The following is a 16,243-nucleotide window of genomic DNA, read 5'->3' on the forward strand; positions in this document are numbered from 1 at the left end:
CTATTTACTCGGCCGTTTCAACAACCGGGCGAGTTCCTCGCGACTGGCCGTGCCTGTCCGGGCCATCGCCCGGTAGATGTGGCCCTCGACGGTGCGCACGGACAGACACAACCGGTCGGCGACTTCGCGGTTGGTCAGGCCCTCTGCGATCAGTGCGACGATCTCACGTTCGCGTGACGACAGCGGCACGGGTTCAACTGCCTCACGCAGCGCGGGTGTCGTTGCACCGCCGCATGATTCGGCCAGCCCCGCCGCCCTGGCTGCATGTGTGTACGCCGAGCCCCGCAGATCCTGGCCGCGGCATATCAACGCGGCGTGCGCAGCCGCATCTGCCGCCGCGATGAGGTCGCCGATCTCCTCGAAACCCTTGGATACGTCGGCGAGTTCGGCTCCATCGCCCCTGTGCAACGCGCCGGCAAATCGGGCCACCAGTGGGGCGCGTGGCCCTTCGACAATCTCGGCCAAGGCTTGCAGGCGGGACTCCGCGGACGCGTGGCCGAACTGCGTCGCCGCCTGCAGACAGACCACTTCAGCCGCCAGCTGCCCGTTGGCTGCAGCGGTATCAGCCGCCGCGAGCGCATGCGAAATCGCCTGGCTGACAATGCCTTGGGCCGCCGCGACCCACGCCTGCGCCAGCCCCAGCTCGAAGTCAGTGCAGCCATGACTGGGATGGCGATGCTTCTCGGCGCTGGCAAGTGCCGCCGCCGCGTCATCGGCTGATCCACGCATGGCCAGCGCGATCGCGTGCGGTAACTGGTATCGATACCCCCAGCCGTTGCTCTCAGCGATCAACAAATCGATCGGCTGCAACATCGCACATGCGGCCTCCAACTGACCGGCTCCCAGGGCGGCCCGGCCTGCGACGGCGAGGCTGAGCACCTGAAGGACGCCAGGCAGATCAGCCCACCGCCTGCGTAAGCCCTCGGCGGCCAGCACGGCATCACGCACGCGACCCGACTGCACCAGCAGGCCGACATGACTGGTGGCGATGACGAATCGAATGTTCTCAGCATCGAAGGAGCCATCCACGATGGCGTAACCCTCCTCGGCCACTGCAACGCCGTCTGTCGTGCGGCCGACGTCTCCCAGTGCCAGGGCAATCTGCGACGCGGCCTGCGCGCCGACGACGGCGGGTAGGTCCGTCAGGACCAAATCCTGCGACGCCGCCAACGAAAGTTGTGGCTTGCCCAGCATTGCCCAATACACGGAGTGGAAGGCGTCGAGGCAGCCGTCTGCGCCGGTGCGTGAAAATACCTCGTCGACAACGGCTTTCGCACGACCCGGATCAGCCAGCGTGTAGATCAAGTTCATGCCGCGAACGAAGGCCAGCCGGGCATGATCGGCACCGCTGAAGCCCTCGGTTGGGACGGAGGCCAGTACTGCTTCGGCGTCCTCGCCACGGCTGAGCCCCGAAAGGTTGCATCCGCGAATGATGTACGCCTCCGCGCCGCCGCCCGCTCGGATGGCCGCGTCGGCGAGCCGATCGGCGAGCGGAAGATCGGCCAGCCACACGGCGCCGTGGGCGGCATTGACAAGCAGCTCGGGGTCCGGCTCCAGATCGGAGTCGATGCTCAACGTCGCGCGCCGCACGATCGTCCGCATGTCGTCGGCGTCGCTGCCGTTGGCGAGTTCAGCGGCTACACACCCACGCAGTCGGCGTAGGCGGGTCGATGGCGCTCGGTTGCGGCGAACCTCGCCGTAAAGCGGATGGGCCAACCGTGCTTCGACCCTTCCGTCGGCGCTGTCGAGCTTGATCAGGCCGCGCATGTCAGCCTCTTCCACCGCAGCAGCGTCGGTGATTCTGCACAGCGAAGCCAGCTCGATGGGTTCGCCCACCGCCAGCGCATCGATCACCTCGCCGACCGCTGCCGACAGTGCACCTGTGCGCGCTTCGATCATCTCGACCAGGCTCGACGTCACGACCGGCTTACCCGTCCATGTCCAGAAGCCATGCCGCTCGGCGAGCCGCCCGTCGGCCACTTCTTGTTCAACGATGTTGCGCAGATACAAGACATTGCCTCGGGTGAGGTTCCACAAGCGACGCGTCGCATCTGTGTCGACGGGACCGCCCAGCGCCGCCGAGATGAGTGTCGCGGTTTCGTCGCGCGAGATGGGTTGAAGGTCGATGCGTTCGAACTGCTCGCGCGTCCACATCTCCTGCAGCCCCATTGGAATCGGCTCGCCCTCGCGGGCCGTCACCACCACCTTGGCGACTCCGCGTTGGACGATCTGCTGCAGCACAAAGGTGGAGAGGTCGTCGAGCAGGTGCACGTCGTCGACGGCGACGACCACGCAGGCGTTCTGGCGTCTGGCAGTCAGCGCTTCGATCACGCCACGCACCAGCTGCAGCATGTCGCCGGAAGCCGAGCCGACGAAAGACGCGAACGCGCCAAGCGGAAGGGCACGGGCAGCAGTGGTGGCGACGGCCCAGTGGACCTCGCAGCCACGCGACTCGGCGGCCGAAAGCGCCTCCCTGGCGATCCGGCTCTTACCGACCCCTGCGGCTCCCGATAGGAGTATCCCGGCGGTGTCTTTGTGTGCGATCGCCGCCGAGACCAGCTGCATCTCCTCCGAGCGGCCCGTCAGGGGCCACGTCAAGCGCACCCGAATAGCGTAAGAGGATGCCGACGCGTGGTCGTCGCTTTCCGTCCATTGACTGGATGCCTCGCCCGCATACCATCCCCGCGCCATGACAACGATTGAGCGCGACGCGTCGATGACCGCTGTGAAGTTGCCGCCGGGTCCGCGCCTGCCGCGGACTGTGCAGGGGGCGTTGGCGTCGACAAACCGCAGGATCGCGCTGCAGATGCTGCGGCGCGTCTACGGCTCGGCCTTCACCATCGACCTGCCCATCTTCGGTCGGCTGGTTGTCCTCAGCGATCCCAACGACATTCGGCAGCTTTTCAAGGCCGCGCCGCACCTCGTCGACACCACCGATGCGAACCTCGGCCGGGTGATGGGACCGAACTCGATGTTCGCGATGATGGGTGATCGGCACCGCGCTCGCCGCAAGTTATTGACACCGTCGTTCAATGGCAGGCGGTTGGCCGCTTACGAGTCGATCATCGAACGCGAAGCGGCCCAGGAATTCTCGACATGGCCCGAGAATGAGGCCTTCGCGACGCTGCCGTCGATGATGCGCATCACGCTGAACGTGATCCTGCGTGCCGTCTTCGGCGCCGAGGGACAGGAGCTGGAACGGCTGCGGGAGATCCTGCCCCCGGGGATCAAGCTCGGCTCAAGGCTCGCGATGATCCCTGTACCGCAATGGGATTGGGGCGCGTGGAGTCCGTGGGGTCGGTTCTTGCGATACCGCCGCGAATACGACGCAATCGTCAACCGACTGATCGGCAACGCGCTGGCCGATCCAGGTCTGGCCGATCGTGACGATGTGCTGGCGTTGATGCTGCGGAGTCGCTACGACGACGGGTCGCCGATGAGTCGCGACGAGATCGCCGACGAGTTGATCACCCTGCTCGCCGCCGGTCACGAGACGACGGCCACCGCGCTTGCCTGGGCCGTCGAGCGGTTGCAGCGACACCCGGCGCTGCTCGAGCGTCTCGTCGTCGACCTCGATGCCGGCTCCGAGGAACTGTTGACCGCGACCCTCTTTGAGGTGCTGCGGGTCCGCCCCGTCATCGATACGACCTTCCGCCAGGTGAAGGCCCCGACACTGCAGATCGGTCCGTGGTCCATCCCGCAAGGGCAGACGATCGTCGCCAGCATCGGGCTGCTGCATGCCGATGAGTCGGTCTTCCATGACGCCGCCCGCTTCGATCCCGGTCGCTTCACGGCTCAACGCCCCGATCCGGCGCAGTGGATCCCGTATGGCGGCGGCGTCCGTCGTTGCATCGGCGCGGCATTCGCGACGATGGAGATGCGCATCGTCTTGCGAACCTTGCTGCGCGACTATGCGATTCAAGCCTCGGGCGCCCGCGACGAAGGATGGCAGACACGCGGCGTCGCGCTGGCCCCGGCGCGTGGCGCCCTGGTGCGTGTCCGCCGCCGGGAGGGCTAGCGCTCGCTGGCGGCGCAGGCGCAGTCGTACTCGCCTTCGAGGCCGCGCGGCAGGTCGGTGCCGCGGAAGATGCCGTTGGCAGCAGTGGTCCTCGACAGCGCGTCGGCAGCGAGAATCATCGCCGCACCGGTCCACGTCGTGCGCTCGACCGGCCACCGCTTGCCGTCGGCGTACACCAGGCCGGTCCAGTAGGAGCCGTCCTCTTCGCGGAGGTGGTGCATCGCCGCGAACTGCTGGTGCGCACGGGCCGAATCGCCGATGGCGTCCAATGCCATCACCAGTTCGCAGGTTTCGGCTCCGGTGACCCACGGCCGGTCGTCGACGCACCGGATGCCAAGGCCCGGCACCACGAAGTCGTCCCATCGTTCGTCGATGCGTTCGCGCGCCGCCGACCCGCTTAAGGCGCCGCCGAGCACCGGGTAGTACCACTCCATCGACCAACGGTCCTTGATCACAAACGCCTCGGGGTGGTCGGCGATCGCGTGACCCAACTGACCGACAGCGACTTCCCATTCCGGTTGTGGATCACCGAAGTAGTCCGCCAGGGCAAGCGCGCATCTGATGCTGTGGTAGATGCTGGCACAGCCCGTTAGCAGCGCCTCCGGCTCAGGGCCGGCAGAGCTTCTGGCCCAAGCGATTTCACCGCCACTGGCCTGCAGGTCGACGACGAAGTCGATGGCCTTGGCGACCACCGGCCACATCGTCTCGGCGAACTGGCGGTCGCGAGTGATCAGCACGTGATGCCAGACGCCCGTTGCGATATAGGCGCAGAAGTTGCTGTCGCTGTTGGCGTCTTCGATCGCGCCGTTGCGCAATTGGATGGGCCAGGAGCCGTCCGGTCGCTGGGCATTGCGGCACCACTCGAACGCGGCCCTAGCCGGCTCCAAAAGCCCTGCGACGGTGAGGGCCATCGCATTCTCCACGTGGTCCCACGGATCGGTGTGCCCGCCGTCGAACCAGGGGATCGCGCCAGAGGATTCCTGAGTTGCGGCGATCGACTGCGCGGTCTGACGACACTGCGCCGGCGTCAGCACGCCGGGAACGCCGGGAAGCTCAGGAGACAGCAACAGTCTTTACCGGCTTCCTGAAGTACAGCGCCACGCTCTTGCCGATCAGCGGATTCAGCAGCGACTCCGCGGTGCGGGTGAGCCAGGGCTGCTCCATCATGTCCCAGACCAGCAGTTTGTGGTACGCCGCCACGGCAGGGTGATCGTTGTTCGACGTTCCCACAGCACATTTCAGCCACCAGAACGGCGCATGCAGCGCGTGCGCGTGATGCGTGTGCGTCAACCGCAGGCCGTGTGCCAGTACCTTGTCGCGCAGCGCGTCGGCCCGGTAGATCCGGATGTGCCCGCCTTCGTTGGCGTGGTATTCGTCCGAAAGCACCCAGCACACCTTCTCCGGCAGCCACCGCGGCACCGTGATGCCCAGCGAGCCGCCGGGTTTCAGCACCCGAACGAGTTCGCTGATGGCCCTGTCGTCCTCGGGGACGTGCTCGAGGATCTCCGATGCGATGACGCAGTCGAAAGTGCCGTCGGCATAAGGCAAGTCGAGCGCGTCGCCCTTGACCGCTTCGGCCCGCGCCGAGGACGGCGCCTCGCCCTGGTCCTTCATCGCCTGCAGTATCTCGTCAACGTCGTTGAGGTCGGCCGCGCTCTGGTCGAACGCGATCACGTCGGCGCCGCGCCGGTAGGCCTCGAATGAGTGTCTGCCCGCGCCGCACCCCACATCGATCACCTTCGTGCCGGCACCGACGCCCAGCCGGTCGAAGTCGACAGTCAGCATTTAGCCATTGCTTTCTCGTAGACCGCGACGGTCTGCGCCGCAACCGATTCCCAACTGAACACCTCGACTGCGCGGCGACGCCCTGCGGCCCCCAAGCGCGCCAGCTCCTGCGGCGAGTCCAACAGCTGCCCTAGGACACTGGTCAGCTCGTCGACGTCGGCGGGCCGCACCAGCCGGGCGCATTCGCCGTCGGCACCGACCACCTCGGGCAACGCCCCTGCACGGCTGGCGACGATCGGGGTGCCGCTGGCCATCGCCTCAACGGCAGGCAGCGAGAAGCCTTCGTACAGTGAAGGGATGCAAGCGATTTCGGCCGATGCGAGCAGATCTGCCAGCTCAGTGTCGCTCAGCCCGCTGGAGATGTGGACGATGTCCGAGACGCCCAGTTCGGCGATCAGCTTCTCGGTCGGCCCGTTGGGTTCGAGCTTGGCCACCAGCTGTAGCTCGAGATCGCGTTCGACGCGCAGCCGCGCGACCGCGTGCAGCAGGTGACTGACGCCCTTGAGCGGTACGTCGGCGCTGGCGATCGCAATGATCCGGTTGCGCACCCGCTTTTCAGCGGGCTGGAACAACGCGGTGTCGACACCGAGGGGCACCACATGCAGCTGGCTCGGTGCGACCTCGAAGTCTTCGGCGATGTCGGCCGCCGACGTCGAGGACACCGTCAACAGCTCGGGAATCTGGCGGGCCACCTTCTTCTGCATCTCGGCAAACCCGTACCAACGACGGACCAACGGTTTCCGCCACCACTGCGCGGCCGCCACGTCCAGGACACGATCGCGCGTGATCGGATGGTGCACCGTCGCCACCACCGGCAGGCCCAGTTCGGCGAGGTCCAGCAGCCCGGTGCCCAGGCTCTGGTTGTCGTGCACGACGTCGAAGTCGCCGAGTCGCCGACTCAGCAGCCGGGCGGCACGCATCGTGAAGGTGCGCGGCTCGGGGAAACCGGCTGTCCACGTCGTCAGCAGCTCGAGCATGTCGATGCGGTCGCGGATCTCGCTCGGCCGCGGAATGCGGAACGGATCGGGCTCCCGGTACAGGTCGAGGCTGGGCACCTTCGTCAGGCGCACGCGCGGGTCGAGCACCTCGGGATAGGGCTGGCCGGAAAACACCTCGACGTCATGACCGAGTTCGACGAGGCCGCGCGAGAGGTGCCGGACGTAGACCCCCTGCCCGCCGCAATGAGTTTTGCTCCGGTAGGACAACAACGCGATGCGCATGGTCAGCGCAAAGATCGAGGGCCGGTGAGCTGGGCAAATGCTGTCACGCAGTAACTCCGAACCCTCTGGACATGTGTCCAGACTATAGTTTGACGTGCTAGCGGACGCAACGCGGCCACCTAGCCCTGACTATCACAGGCGGCGCGAAGCGCGCTGGTCGGCCCGTCGATTCCGGACCTGTCGTCCGGGGTACCCGGCCCCCTATGAGCAGACACATCGAAGCTCGTTTCGAGATCGCCAGCTGGGACGAGACGCCGTTCGAGGACGGCGACGACGCAACGAAGCTGACCGAGGCGCTGGTGGCGAAGCGCTATGAGGGTGACATCCAGGGCACGTCCACGACGAAGTGGTTACTGGCCTACGCGCCCGACAAGAGCGCGTTGTTCGTCGGCGTCGAACACATCACCGGGACGATCGGCGGCAAGAAGGGTGGCGTGGTGCTGTTGCACGACGGTCAGTACCGCGACGGCGTGGCGGCCGCGGAGCTGAGGGTCGCTGCGGGCACCCAGGGGCTGGCGAAGGTGGCAGGCACCGGAAAGTTCCGCGCCGATCCGGCGGGCACGATGACGCTGGACCTCGACGGCGCGTGGTAGCGCTATTGCGGAGGGAAGCCGCCCGTCGCAACGGGACCCCAGCGTCGGGGAGTGACGCGGATCAGGCACTTGCCCTGATCGACCATCGCCTGCCGGTATTCGGCCCAGTCGGGGTGCTCGCCTGCGATGGAGCGGTAGTAGTCGACCAGCGGTTCGACGGCGTCGGGCAGTTCGATCACCTCGGCGTCGCCGTCGACCTGGACGTAGGCATCATTGAATTCATCGGACAACACCAACACACTGGCCTGCGGGGTGCGGCGAACATTCGCCGACTTGGCCCGCTGGGGATAGCTGGAAATCACGATGCGACCGGCGTCGTCGACCCCGCCGGACACCGGCGAGGTCTGCAGCGAGCCGTCAGCGCGAAATGTGGTGAGCACCATGCGATGTCGCGGCCGGATGAAATCGAGCAGATCGGGCAACTCGACTGCGTCCGCAGTCGCGTACTTTCTGGCCATGCCACAACCTTAGCGACGCGGCCATGACGCAACCCTTCGAGAAGCTGGTCGCTCTGCTCGACTATCCGATGTTCGTCGTCACCACGCGCTCCGGTGACGAGTTGGCCGGTTGCCTTGTCGGGTTCACCAGCCAGACGAGCATCCACCCGCCGCGGTTCTTGACGGGACTGTCGAAACGCAACCGCACCTTTCGCGTCGCCGAGCACGCCAGCCACCTGGCGGTCCACCTCCTCGAGCGACAGCACGGCGAACTCGCCAGGCTGTTCGGCGGCGAAACCGGCGATCACACCGACAAGTTCGCGCGCTGCACATGGCATCGCGGCCCGCACGACTTGCCGATCCTCGACGACGCCGCCGGGTGGTTCGCAGGCGAAGTGCGCAACCGTTACGACCTCGGCGACCACGTCGGTTTCCTGCTCGAACCCGTAGCGGGCGACGCCCCCGAAGGGTTCGAGCAACTGGTCACGTTCTCTGATGTTCGCGACCTCGACCCGGGCCATGAGGCCTAGAGTTCAGCGGTGACAAATCCTGCGGCACAGCCACTTTCGGCATTGGACCGGCACGCCATCGCCGAGACCGTGACCGGGGTGGGTTTCTATTGCGACGTCCGGCAATGGGATCGCGTGACGGAGCTACTTGCCGACGACGTGCGCACCGACTACACGACCCTTTTCGGTGGCGAGGTGACCACAGCGGCCGGTGCGGCGCTGGTCGGGCAATGGCGCTCGACGCTGCAGGGTTTCGACGCCACCCAACATCTGATCACCAACGTGCAGGTCGACGGTGCCGGCGACGAGGCAACCACACGGTCACACGTGCGGGCGACCCATCGGCTCGATGACCGATTCTGGATCGTCGGCGGCGTCTACACCCACCACCTCCGGCGTTGCGCAACGCGTTGGCGAGTCACCTATATGCGGATCGATCGGCTCTATGAAGAAGGCGACCGGGCCGTGCTCCAAGAAGCCGCCGCGCGCGGGTAACGAAGCCCTTCGCTCGTCCGACTTCGCGGTGTTGTCGGTGGGCCCGGGCATGGTTGCGGTATGAGAACTACCAAGGACGAGGTCATCGGAGCGCTCGAGGCCGTTGAATCCGGCTATCGCACACTTTCCGCCTTGCCGCTCGAGGCATTGTCTCGATCGGAGACTTATGCGCTCATCGAGCGGCTGGAGACACTGGACAAGGCCGCGGCCGGACTGAGCCGACGACTCATCGGGCTGCTCATCTCTGCACCCGACCCCGCGACGTTCGGTGGATCGTCGCGGGCGGAGACACTCGCGCGGCGACTGCGCATCTCGCCGGGGGAAGCGCAGCGGCGCATAGACGACGCGATGCCGGCCTAGTCGGTTTTTCGCTTGAGCACCCATGCCGGAATCCAGTGGGTCACCGACTTGCGTCGCGAACCATAGGCGATCTCGTAGGTGACCAGTCCCCACCAATAGCCCTGCTCGCAGATGCCCCAACAGGTCAGCCTGCCGTCGACGACGGAGTGCATCTGCAGGCCGGCGGGGTTGTAGCCGCCGCCACGATGCGGCTCGCGCGGGAACAGCGCAGCAAGGTCCACCAGCACCGCGACCGGCGGGTCGACGCGGCGGAAGGCCTGCTGCACGGGCTGCCCGTTGTAGCCGATCGATTGGAGCTCGCCCACTGTTCGATCATACGTTCGAATGGACCGCATCCCGGTTGCTGACCGCTTTACGCTGAAGCTGCCATGTACATACCTAGACAGTTCGCACTTTCCGACGAGGAAACCGCGGCCGCGCTGGCTCAGGCGGGCTTCGCCCATCTCGTCACACACGACCCCTCGGGGTTGATGGTGACGCCGCTGCCGCTGCTCTATGACGCGGACCGGCACTCGCTCGTCGGGCACGTGTCGCGGGCCAACCCGCACTGGAAGGCCGACGGCTGCGAGTCGGTGGCGATCTTCTCCGGACCGCACGCCTACATCTCGCCCAGCTTCTACGCCACGAAGACAGAAACGGGCAAGGTCGTGCCGACGTGGAACTACGAGTTGCTGAACGTCTACGGCCGACTCGTCGCGCACGACGATGCGGACTGGGTGCTCGACCTCGTCACGATGCTGACGAACCGGCACGAGCAAGGTCGCGCTCAGCCGTGGCAAGTCACCGATGCGCCCGAGAGCTACACGCGGGCACAGCTGCGTGCGATCGTCGGCGTCGAGCTGGTGATCGCGAAAGTCGAAGGCAAGGCGAAGATGTCGCAGAACCAACCCGAACGCAACCGCACGGGAGTGGTGGCAGGGCTCAAGGAATCCGATGCGCCGGGCGATCAGCTCGTCGCCGACCGTGTCGAGGCTTTCGGCAGCACGAACGCGAACACCCGGGGATAGCCCAACGCGGCCAGCCGCGATCGCCTCACCGCGTCGACCGACACCGTGCGTACCGCTCCGGACGACGGCTCGTAGCACTGCCACAGCGGTCCGGCCACTTCGACGATCAGCACCCAGTGCCGCGGGATGAACCGTCCTATCAACATCGCGACCGGACGGCCGGCCTGCACCGCACGCCCCACATCGGACAAGCTGTCGCGCCAACCCCAAAACACCCGCCACCGGTAGCGGACGCCGGAACCGCTCAGCGCATGCGCCATCCCCATCGGCGTGGTGCCCAATCGGCGCGGCCAGATCCGGTTCACCTCACGATGCACCCTGGCCTGTTCGTCGGCGAACCACGCGGGATCGGACAGCCCGACGCCCCGGCCCGGGTCCAGCAGCGCACCCGCGACCACTGCGACGGTCGGTCCGCACGTCACGCCGTCACGCTGCCGAAGGTTCAGCTCACCGAGGTTCACCGGTTACCACGGTAGGTCGAGGGGTACCCGGCGCTGGTGAGCTTCGACATCACGCCTACGGCTGCGCAGCACGACCTCGCCCGACGCACACACGAGTTCGCAGAGCAATGCGTCAGACCGGTGGCCCTCGAGTACGACCAGCGCCAGGAGTTTCCGTGGCCGGTGCTGGAGGAGGCCGCAGGCCGAGGGTTCTACAGCCCGCTGTTCTACCGCGACCTGATCGGCGACCCGACCGGGTTGTCGCTGCCGATGTTCATGGAGGAGCTGTTCTGGGGCTGCGCAGGCATCGGGCTTGCGATCGTGATGCCTGCATTGGCGCTTTCGGCGATCGGCCAGGCCGCCTCGCCGGAGCAGATGCTGCAGTGGGCGCCCGAATGTTTCGGCACGCCAGGCGATCTCAAGCTCGCCGCCCTCGCCATCTCGGAGCCCGAGGGTGGCAGCGACGTGCGCAACCTGCGCACCCGAGCACGCCGCGATGGCGACGACTGGATCATCGACGGCCACAAGATGTGGATCGGCAACGGCGGCATCGCCAACGTGCACGTGGTCAACGCCGTGGTCGACGAGGAACTCGGCCACCGAGGCCAGGCGCTGTTCATCGTGCCGGGCGGCACGCCTGGCCTGGAGCTCGTGCGCAAACTCGACAAGCTCGGCTGTCGCGCGTCGCACACCGCCGAGCTGAAGTTCAACGGCGTTCGGGTGCCAGGCGCCAACCTGCTCGGCGGTCAGGAAAAGCTCGAGCACAAGCTCGCCAAGGCCCGCGAAGCGATCGAGGGCGCCAAGCATTCCGGCTCAGCCACCATGGGCACCTTCGAGCAGACCCGCCCGATGGTCGCCGCGCAGGCGCTCGGAATCACCAGGGCCGCACTGGAATACGCGACCGAGTATGCCAACAGACGCGAGGCTTTCGGCGCCCCGATCATCGACAACCAGGGCATCGCGTTCCCGCTGGCCGACCTGGCCACCGCACTGGACGCCGCGCGGTTGCTGACCTGGCGGGCCTCCTGGATGGCCGCGACCGGGGTGCCGTTCGAGCGCGGTGAAGGCTCGATGGCCAAGCTTGCCGCCAGCGAACTCGCCGTGCGCACCACCGAACGCGCGATCCAGACCATGGGCGGCTGGGGCTACATCAAGGACCATCCTGTCGAGAAGTGGTATCGAGATGCCAAGCTGTACACCATCTTTGAGGGCACCAGCGAGATTCAGCGCGTGGTCATCTCCAATGCACTCGGTGCCGCCGACGGTAAACCGCCCCTGCATGTGGACCTGGAGCCGACCGGTGGCCCGCTGAACAAATGGTTCGGTCGCGGCACGCCGCTGCGCGGCAGGGCGGCCGATGCGGCGCTTTCGGCCAAGGATCGCGTCCCCGGCCCGATAATGCGGTTGGCGATGAACGCTTTGCGTCCGCCCCGCAAGTGACCCGCAAGTGAAAGGTGTCCGCGATGGCGGTCAGGACCGGCGAGTGACGTTTCGGGACCTGCACTATCGCGACGTACCGCTGCTGCTGCCCAACGCCTGGGATGTGCCGTCTGCGCTGGCGCTGCTGGAATGTGGCTTCACCGCTGTCGGCACGACGAGCTTCGGCGTCGCATCCAGCCTCGGCAGACCCGACGGCGGCCGAGCCACCAAAGAGGCCAACCTCGCCCTCGCCGCCGCGCTGCAACCGCTGGACTGCTACGTCAGCGTGGACATCGAAGACGGCTACGCCGATGACCCCGGCCAGGTCGCCGAATACGTCACCCGACTGCAGGCCGCCGGCATCAACATCGAGGACAGCAGCGCAGAGCGGCTGATCGACCCCGGCCAGCATGCGGCGAAAGTGCAAGCCATCAAACATCGTTCACCCGACGTGTTCGTCAACGCCCGCGTCGACACCTACTGGCTCGGCCAGGACGCCACGGTCGCGGCGACCCTGGACCGGGCAGCGCGATACGTCGCAGCAGGCGCCGACGGCATCTTCGTCCCCGGCGCCACCGACCCCGACGTGGTACGTCAGCTCACGACAGAGATTCCAGTACCCGTCAATGTCCTTGCCATCCCCGGTCACTCGCTCGCAGAACTCGCCGAACTCGGTGTGCGAAGGGTATCCACGGGCTCACTGCCGTACCGCGCCGCAATTCGCGCCGCAGCGCAGGCCGCCGTCGCGCTGCGCGACGCCACCGAGGTGCCCTCGGCCGACCCCTACCCCGAGATGCAGGCCCGCCTCGTGCGCTACGCCGATCAGAAGTTCAGCGGGTAGCCGCCGCTGACCTTGAGCGTCTCACCGGTGATGAACGACGCCTCGTCGGAACACAGGAACAACATCGCCGACACGACGTCGTCCATTGTGCCGAGCCGGTGCACGAGCTGGAGTCGTTGCACGAATTCGTCGATCAGCGGTGTCGGCAGATCGGCAAGCGCGTTCTCGGTGCTCATCAGGCCAGGAGCTATCGCGTTGACCCGGATGCGGTCCGGCGCGAGTTCGGTCGCGAACGCGACGGTCAGACCACGGACGGTCAGCTTGGACACCGCGTACGGCGTCGCGCTCTGATAGCCGGCCATCGACGAGATGTTCAGCACGACACCGCCCCCGCGGTCGCGCATCGAATCCCGGCACGCCAACGTCACGTTGATCACGCCCATCACATTGACGTCGAAGAGGTTGCGGATCTCGTCACGCGACAACGCCCCGAAGGGCTGGTTGTACTTCGTCAGGTGCAGACCGGCGTTGTTGATGACGATGTCGATACCGCCGAACTGCGCGCTCGCCGCGGCGACTGCGGCGTCTACCCGGTCCGCGTCGGCGACGTCGCAGTCCACCGCGATCGCGTGAGCCCCCGACGAAACGAGTTCGGCCGCAGTGCGTTCGGCTCCGTCGACGTCGATGTCGGCCAGTACGACGTTGGCGCCCTCGGCTGCCAGTGCCCTCGCGAACGCCCTGCCAAAGCCGATCGCGCCGCCGGTGATAAGGGCGGTGCGACTTTCGAAGGTCATTGCAACTCCTTCGTCGGCGGCGCCGTCGCGCTGGTGTCGGCCGGCGCAGATCCCTCTGGCAGCACCGTGGACTGGAGGGCGGTCATGGCGTCGTCGTACTCCTTGCGGGTCCAGAAACCGGAGTGCCCGCAGACCCGCCCCCCGGGGTCCGGTACCGACCCCGTCCTCGGTACATCAAACAGGCGCCAGTCGATGTGCTCGCTCTGTGCCAGTCGCGGTTCGGTGTTCTCGTCGTCGAAGATCCACGCCCCGATCGGGTCGGAGCAGCACCACAGGTTGATCCACTGTTCGTTCGGCTGCAGCTGCCACTGCCGCAACCGTCCCAACGCCTCGGCGCCGAAGTAGGCCGGGAAGTTCTGCGCGTACAGCCGCCGCAGCGGTGAGCCGAACGTCAGCAGGGGGTAGTGCTCGGTTGCCGTATTCGCCTGCAGCAGCGTCGCTCCCGCGATCACGGTGCCCTGGCTGTGGGCGACGAGTACGACCGGGACACCGGCTCGCCTGAACCCGTCGAGCCGCAACCGCACATCCCACACCGTCCGGGCGCCATACGACGGCGGAGTCAACGGGTGATTGGCGCGTGGCCAGAATGTCACCACATCCCACAGGATGGCCACCGCGCGTCGTAGTTGGCGGTTCCGATAGGCCGCCGCGGCCAGCAGCACCAAGCCGGCCGCCAGTGCGGCGGAGATGAACACGCTGATCCGAAAGATCCATGTCGACCAGTTGAACGAACTGAACTGGGGCACTGAAAGATTCACGATCAGCGCGCCCGCGGTTGTTATCACGGCGACCAGCGCCATGGCTGCCAAGCTGCGGGCGCCGACGTCGGTCAGTGACGCCAACGCCCGTGCCCGAGCAATCGTGTCGAGCTGTGCACTGGGGCCGGTGACGCCGGGGTAGTCGGTGCGCACTTCACTCAGTTGGCTTTCGACGCGTCTCGGAATGACCCGCAGCCACACGTACGCGCCCACTGCGATTGCGACAGCGATCGTCGCGACGGTGGCAACGGCCGCCCAGACATACGGCGGCGGCACGATCAGCGGCGCATCCACCTTCGGTGTCTGCGCAGTCTCGGCGGACAGCATGGGCCTGCCGAACACCTGCGCAATCCCGAGGCCGACACCGACGCTGAACCCGCCGCCGATGAGCCAACCGACCAACGCCACAAAAGGTCCGGTGAATCCGCTGAGCGTCATCCGGTAGCCGCCGTCGCGCGTGGTTCGCTCCGCGGTTTGTGTACCGCGCATCGACAACGCGGTGAACACAAACAACGCGCACAGCATCACCACCTGCACGACGAACAGCACATAGATCGCCATGTGCAGGCCGGGTAGGTGTCCCGGCGCGGGCGGATAGGACACGTCGGCAACGCCGGCCCAAAGCAGCGCTGCGACAAGCATTCCCAGCGATATTCCGCGCACCGCGTACAGCGGGCGTGTCACATGGTTGACGCCGTTTCCGCCGCGCGCGGTGGCCTTGCTCGAGGCGGTGGCCAATACGGCGATGGCCAGGATCAGGCCGTCGACCGCCAGCAGGCCAACACCCACCACGCGGGCGGTAGGCGATGCGGCGTACTCCACGGGTGCGGCCAGCACCACGGCGGCCAACCCGGCCGCCCACGCCGTCACATGGCAGTAGCGCAGCCGCAGCACCGATTCGTCGGGATTCCAGAACGAGTTCTGCGCCAGCGGCGTATCTTGCTCCAGCACAGCAGGACTCGGCGGTGCGTCACGGCCATCCGTGTCGACCTTCGTCTCCTCGGCACCCAGCCGCCACAACAACGCGATTGCCGCCACGAGCGGCAGCGCGCTCGCCGCCAGCTGCCAACCGCGGGGCCACGCTTCCATGAACGTCAACGGACCCGCGCTGCAGTAGTCCAAACCCACGCACTGCCAGACGATTACATCCATCACCGCGATCGCCGCGGCGAGCATCAACGTCAACGTGAACGACAAGGCGATCAACCGCAGCAAGGTCACCGAGATGGCGGCGGGACGTCTTCGGCCCGCGGGCGGCAACATCCAGTGCGCGAGGTCGATCAGGATGAACGGCAGAAACAGCAGCCACAGCGCGCGGCTGGCCTTACCGGATGTCAACGCGCCCCACGAATACGCCTCCATCACCCTGCGCCACCCGTCGGGCTTTGACGGGCCGGCCGCCTCGTCGAGCCCCGGCTTTCGGCGATAGAAGCCGGCATCCGCGTCGCCTGCGGTCCGCTCGACGTCCTCGGCGGGACAACCGAGCAGCGCTTCTGGCGGTGCACCCGAGACGCCGTGCACCCGCAACTCCACGACCGTTCCGATGTCGGTCATCCCCCCATCCTGACCCGAGGTTTGGCGATCGCCGAGATGGGCACGCCCGTAGAAACGACGAATCTGCAAGGAG

17 protein-coding genes are annotated in these 16,243 nt (G+C 66.7%); 8 read left to right on the forward strand and 9 right to left on the reverse strand.

What is annotated here, in order from left to right:
* Window positions 1-2,565 carry a helix-turn-helix transcriptional regulator gene (locus J3E61_RS08260; RefSeq protein ID WP_210085478.1) on the reverse strand — a complete coding sequence of 855 codons (2,565 nt, stop codon included), beginning with the start codon at window positions 2,563-2,565 and terminating at the stop codon, window positions 1-3.
* Window positions 2,566-2,716: 151 nt separating this feature from the next.
* On the opposite strand from J3E61_RS08260, the gene J3E61_RS08265 reads away from it, so the two are divergent.
* Window positions 2,717-4,018 carry a cytochrome P450 gene (locus tag J3E61_RS08265; protein ID WP_210085479.1) on the forward strand — a complete coding sequence of 434 codons (1,302 nt, stop codon included), beginning with the start codon at window positions 2,717-2,719 and terminating at the stop codon, window positions 4,016-4,018.
* Here the strand turns inward: J3E61_RS08265 and J3E61_RS08270 are convergent.
* From J3E61_RS08270 to J3E61_RS08280, 3 genes are read right to left on the reverse strand one after another with little or no spacing between them, the layout of a single operon-like run.
* On the reverse strand, window positions 4,015-5,085 hold the full coding sequence (locus J3E61_RS08270; RefSeq protein ID WP_210083232.1) for a prenyltransferase: 1,071 nt from the start codon (window positions 5,083-5,085) through the stop codon (window positions 4,015-4,017). The two genes, J3E61_RS08265 and J3E61_RS08270, sit on opposite strands and share 4 nt — an antisense overlap.
* Window positions 5,072-5,803, reverse strand: a complete 732-nt coding sequence (locus tag J3E61_RS08275) for a methyltransferase domain-containing protein (protein ID WP_192724743.1) — start codon at window positions 5,801-5,803, stop codon at window positions 5,072-5,074. Before J3E61_RS08275 ends, J3E61_RS08270 begins: the two co-directional genes overlap by 14 nt.
* A complete protein-coding gene (locus J3E61_RS08280; protein WP_210083233.1) occupies window positions 5,797-7,023 on the reverse strand; it encodes a glycosyltransferase family 4 protein in 1,227 nt (408 codons plus the stop codon). The genes J3E61_RS08275 and J3E61_RS08280 overlap by 7 nt, the downstream gene beginning before the upstream one ends.
* Window positions 7,024-7,226: 203 nt before the next feature.
* On the opposite strand from J3E61_RS08280, the gene J3E61_RS08285 reads away from it, so the two are divergent.
* Window positions 7,227-7,616, forward strand: coding sequence for a DUF3224 domain-containing protein (locus J3E61_RS08285; protein WP_192724745.1), 390 nt, complete (start codon window positions 7,227-7,229; stop codon window positions 7,614-7,616).
* Between the two features lie 2 nt (window positions 7,617-7,618).
* Here J3E61_RS08285 and J3E61_RS08290 read toward each other — a convergent pair whose 3' ends face one another.
* Window positions 7,619-8,074, reverse strand: coding sequence for a TIGR03618 family F420-dependent PPOX class oxidoreductase (locus J3E61_RS08290; protein WP_192724746.1), 456 nt, complete (start codon window positions 8,072-8,074; stop codon window positions 7,619-7,621).
* Window positions 8,075-8,097: 23 nt separating this feature from the next.
* Here J3E61_RS08290 and J3E61_RS08295 point away from each other — a divergent pair, with 23 nt between their 5' ends.
* Genes J3E61_RS08295 through J3E61_RS08305 form a run of 3 tightly spaced genes read left to right on the forward strand, consistent with a single transcriptional unit; the run spans window position 8,098 to window position 9,417 of the window.
* Window positions 8,098-8,583 carry a flavin reductase gene (locus J3E61_RS08295; protein ID WP_210083234.1) on the forward strand — a complete coding sequence of 162 codons (486 nt, stop codon included), beginning with the start codon at window positions 8,098-8,100 and terminating at the stop codon, window positions 8,581-8,583.
* A gap of 9 nt (window positions 8,584-8,592) precedes the next feature.
* Entirely contained in the window at window positions 8,593-9,057 is a 465-nt protein-coding gene (locus J3E61_RS08300; protein WP_210083235.1) for a nuclear transport factor 2 family protein, read from the forward strand.
* Between the two features lie 60 nt (window positions 9,058-9,117).
* The gene (locus J3E61_RS08305; protein ID WP_210083236.1) at window positions 9,118-9,417 is read left to right on the forward strand and encodes a DUF222 domain-containing protein; all 300 of its coding nucleotides are present in this window, start codon (window positions 9,118-9,120) and stop codon (window positions 9,415-9,417) included.
* On the opposite strand, the gene J3E61_RS08310 is transcribed toward J3E61_RS08305, so the two are convergent.
* On the reverse strand, window positions 9,414-9,722 hold the full coding sequence (locus J3E61_RS08310; RefSeq protein WP_192724750.1) for a hypothetical protein: 309 nt from the start codon (window positions 9,720-9,722) through the stop codon (window positions 9,414-9,416). The two genes, J3E61_RS08305 and J3E61_RS08310, sit on opposite strands and share 4 nt — an antisense overlap.
* A gap of 63 nt (window positions 9,723-9,785) precedes the next feature.
* On the opposite strand from J3E61_RS08310, the gene J3E61_RS08315 reads away from it, so the two are divergent.
* Window positions 9,786-10,424 carry an FMN-binding negative transcriptional regulator gene (locus J3E61_RS08315; RefSeq protein ID WP_210083237.1) on the forward strand — a complete coding sequence of 213 codons (639 nt, stop codon included), beginning with the start codon at window positions 9,786-9,788 and terminating at the stop codon, window positions 10,422-10,424.
* Here the strand turns inward: J3E61_RS08315 and J3E61_RS08320 are convergent.
* Complete coding sequence (locus J3E61_RS08320) at window positions 10,364-10,885, reverse strand: hypothetical protein (RefSeq protein ID WP_210083238.1); 522 nt, start codon at window positions 10,883-10,885, stop codon at window positions 10,364-10,366. The genes J3E61_RS08315 and J3E61_RS08320 overlap by 61 nt on opposite strands.
* A 36-nt stretch (window positions 10,886-10,921) precedes the next feature.
* Between J3E61_RS08320 and J3E61_RS08325 the strand changes: the two genes are divergently transcribed.
* Together J3E61_RS08325 and J3E61_RS08330 are read left to right on the forward strand one after the other, a co-directional pair.
* A complete protein-coding gene (locus tag J3E61_RS08325; RefSeq protein ID WP_210083239.1) occupies window positions 10,922-12,304 on the forward strand; it encodes an acyl-CoA dehydrogenase family protein in 1,383 nt (460 codons plus the stop codon).
* A gap of 43 nt (window positions 12,305-12,347) precedes the next feature.
* Window positions 12,348-13,124, forward strand: coding sequence for an isocitrate lyase/phosphoenolpyruvate mutase family protein (locus J3E61_RS08330; protein ID WP_210083240.1), 777 nt, complete (start codon window positions 12,348-12,350; stop codon window positions 13,122-13,124).
* On the opposite strand, the gene J3E61_RS08335 is transcribed toward J3E61_RS08330, so the two are convergent.
* A complete protein-coding gene (locus tag J3E61_RS08335; protein ID WP_210083241.1) occupies window positions 13,106-13,858 on the reverse strand; it encodes a glucose 1-dehydrogenase in 753 nt (250 codons plus the stop codon). The two genes, J3E61_RS08330 and J3E61_RS08335, sit on opposite strands and share 19 nt — an antisense overlap.
* On the reverse strand, window positions 13,855-16,170 hold the full coding sequence (locus J3E61_RS08340) for a hypothetical protein (protein WP_210083242.1): 2,316 nt from the start codon (window positions 16,168-16,170) through the stop codon (window positions 13,855-13,857). The genes J3E61_RS08335 and J3E61_RS08340 overlap by 4 nt, the downstream gene beginning before the upstream one ends.
* Window positions 16,171-16,243: the final 73 nt, after the last annotated feature.

The sequence above is a fragment of the Mycobacterium sp. OAE908 genome, assembly GCF_017872775.1.
Lineage (GTDB): Bacteria > Actinomycetota > Actinomycetes > Mycobacteriales > Mycobacteriaceae > Mycobacterium.

Coding starts and splice junctions, on each gene's coding strand:
- J3E61_RS08305 (WP_210083236.1), top strand. CDS start 9,118: ATGAGAACTACCAAGGACGAGGTCATCGGAGCGCTCGAGGCCGTTGAA.
- J3E61_RS08275 (WP_192724743.1), bottom strand. CDS start 5,803: ATGCTGACTGTCGACTTCGACCGGCTGGGCGTCGGTGCCGGCACGAAG.
- J3E61_RS08280 (WP_210083233.1), bottom strand. CDS start 7,023: ATGCGCATCGCGTTGTTGTCCTACCGGAGCAAAACTCATTGCGGCGGG.
- J3E61_RS08315 (WP_210083237.1), top strand. CDS start 9,786: ATGTACATACCTAGACAGTTCGCACTTTCCGACGAGGAAACCGCGGCC.
- J3E61_RS08290 (WP_192724746.1), bottom strand. CDS start 8,074: ATGGCCAGAAAGTACGCGACTGCGGACGCAGTCGAGTTGCCCGATCTG.
- J3E61_RS08260 (WP_210085478.1), bottom strand. CDS start 2,565: ATGCAGCTGGTCTCGGCGGCGATCGCACACAAAGACACCGCCGGGATA.
- J3E61_RS08295 (WP_210083234.1), top strand. CDS start 8,098: ATGACGCAACCCTTCGAGAAGCTGGTCGCTCTGCTCGACTATCCGATG.
- J3E61_RS08285 (WP_192724745.1), top strand. CDS start 7,227: ATGAGCAGACACATCGAAGCTCGTTTCGAGATCGCCAGCTGGGACGAG.
- J3E61_RS08265 (WP_210085479.1), top strand. CDS start 2,717: ATGACCGCTGTGAAGTTGCCGCCGGGTCCGCGCCTGCCGCGGACTGTG.
- J3E61_RS08335 (WP_210083241.1), bottom strand. CDS start 13,858: ATGACCTTCGAAAGTCGCACCGCCCTTATCACCGGCGGCGCGATCGGC.
- J3E61_RS08340 (WP_210083242.1), bottom strand. CDS start 16,170: ATGACCGACATCGGAACGGTCGTGGAGTTGCGGGTGCACGGCGTCTCG.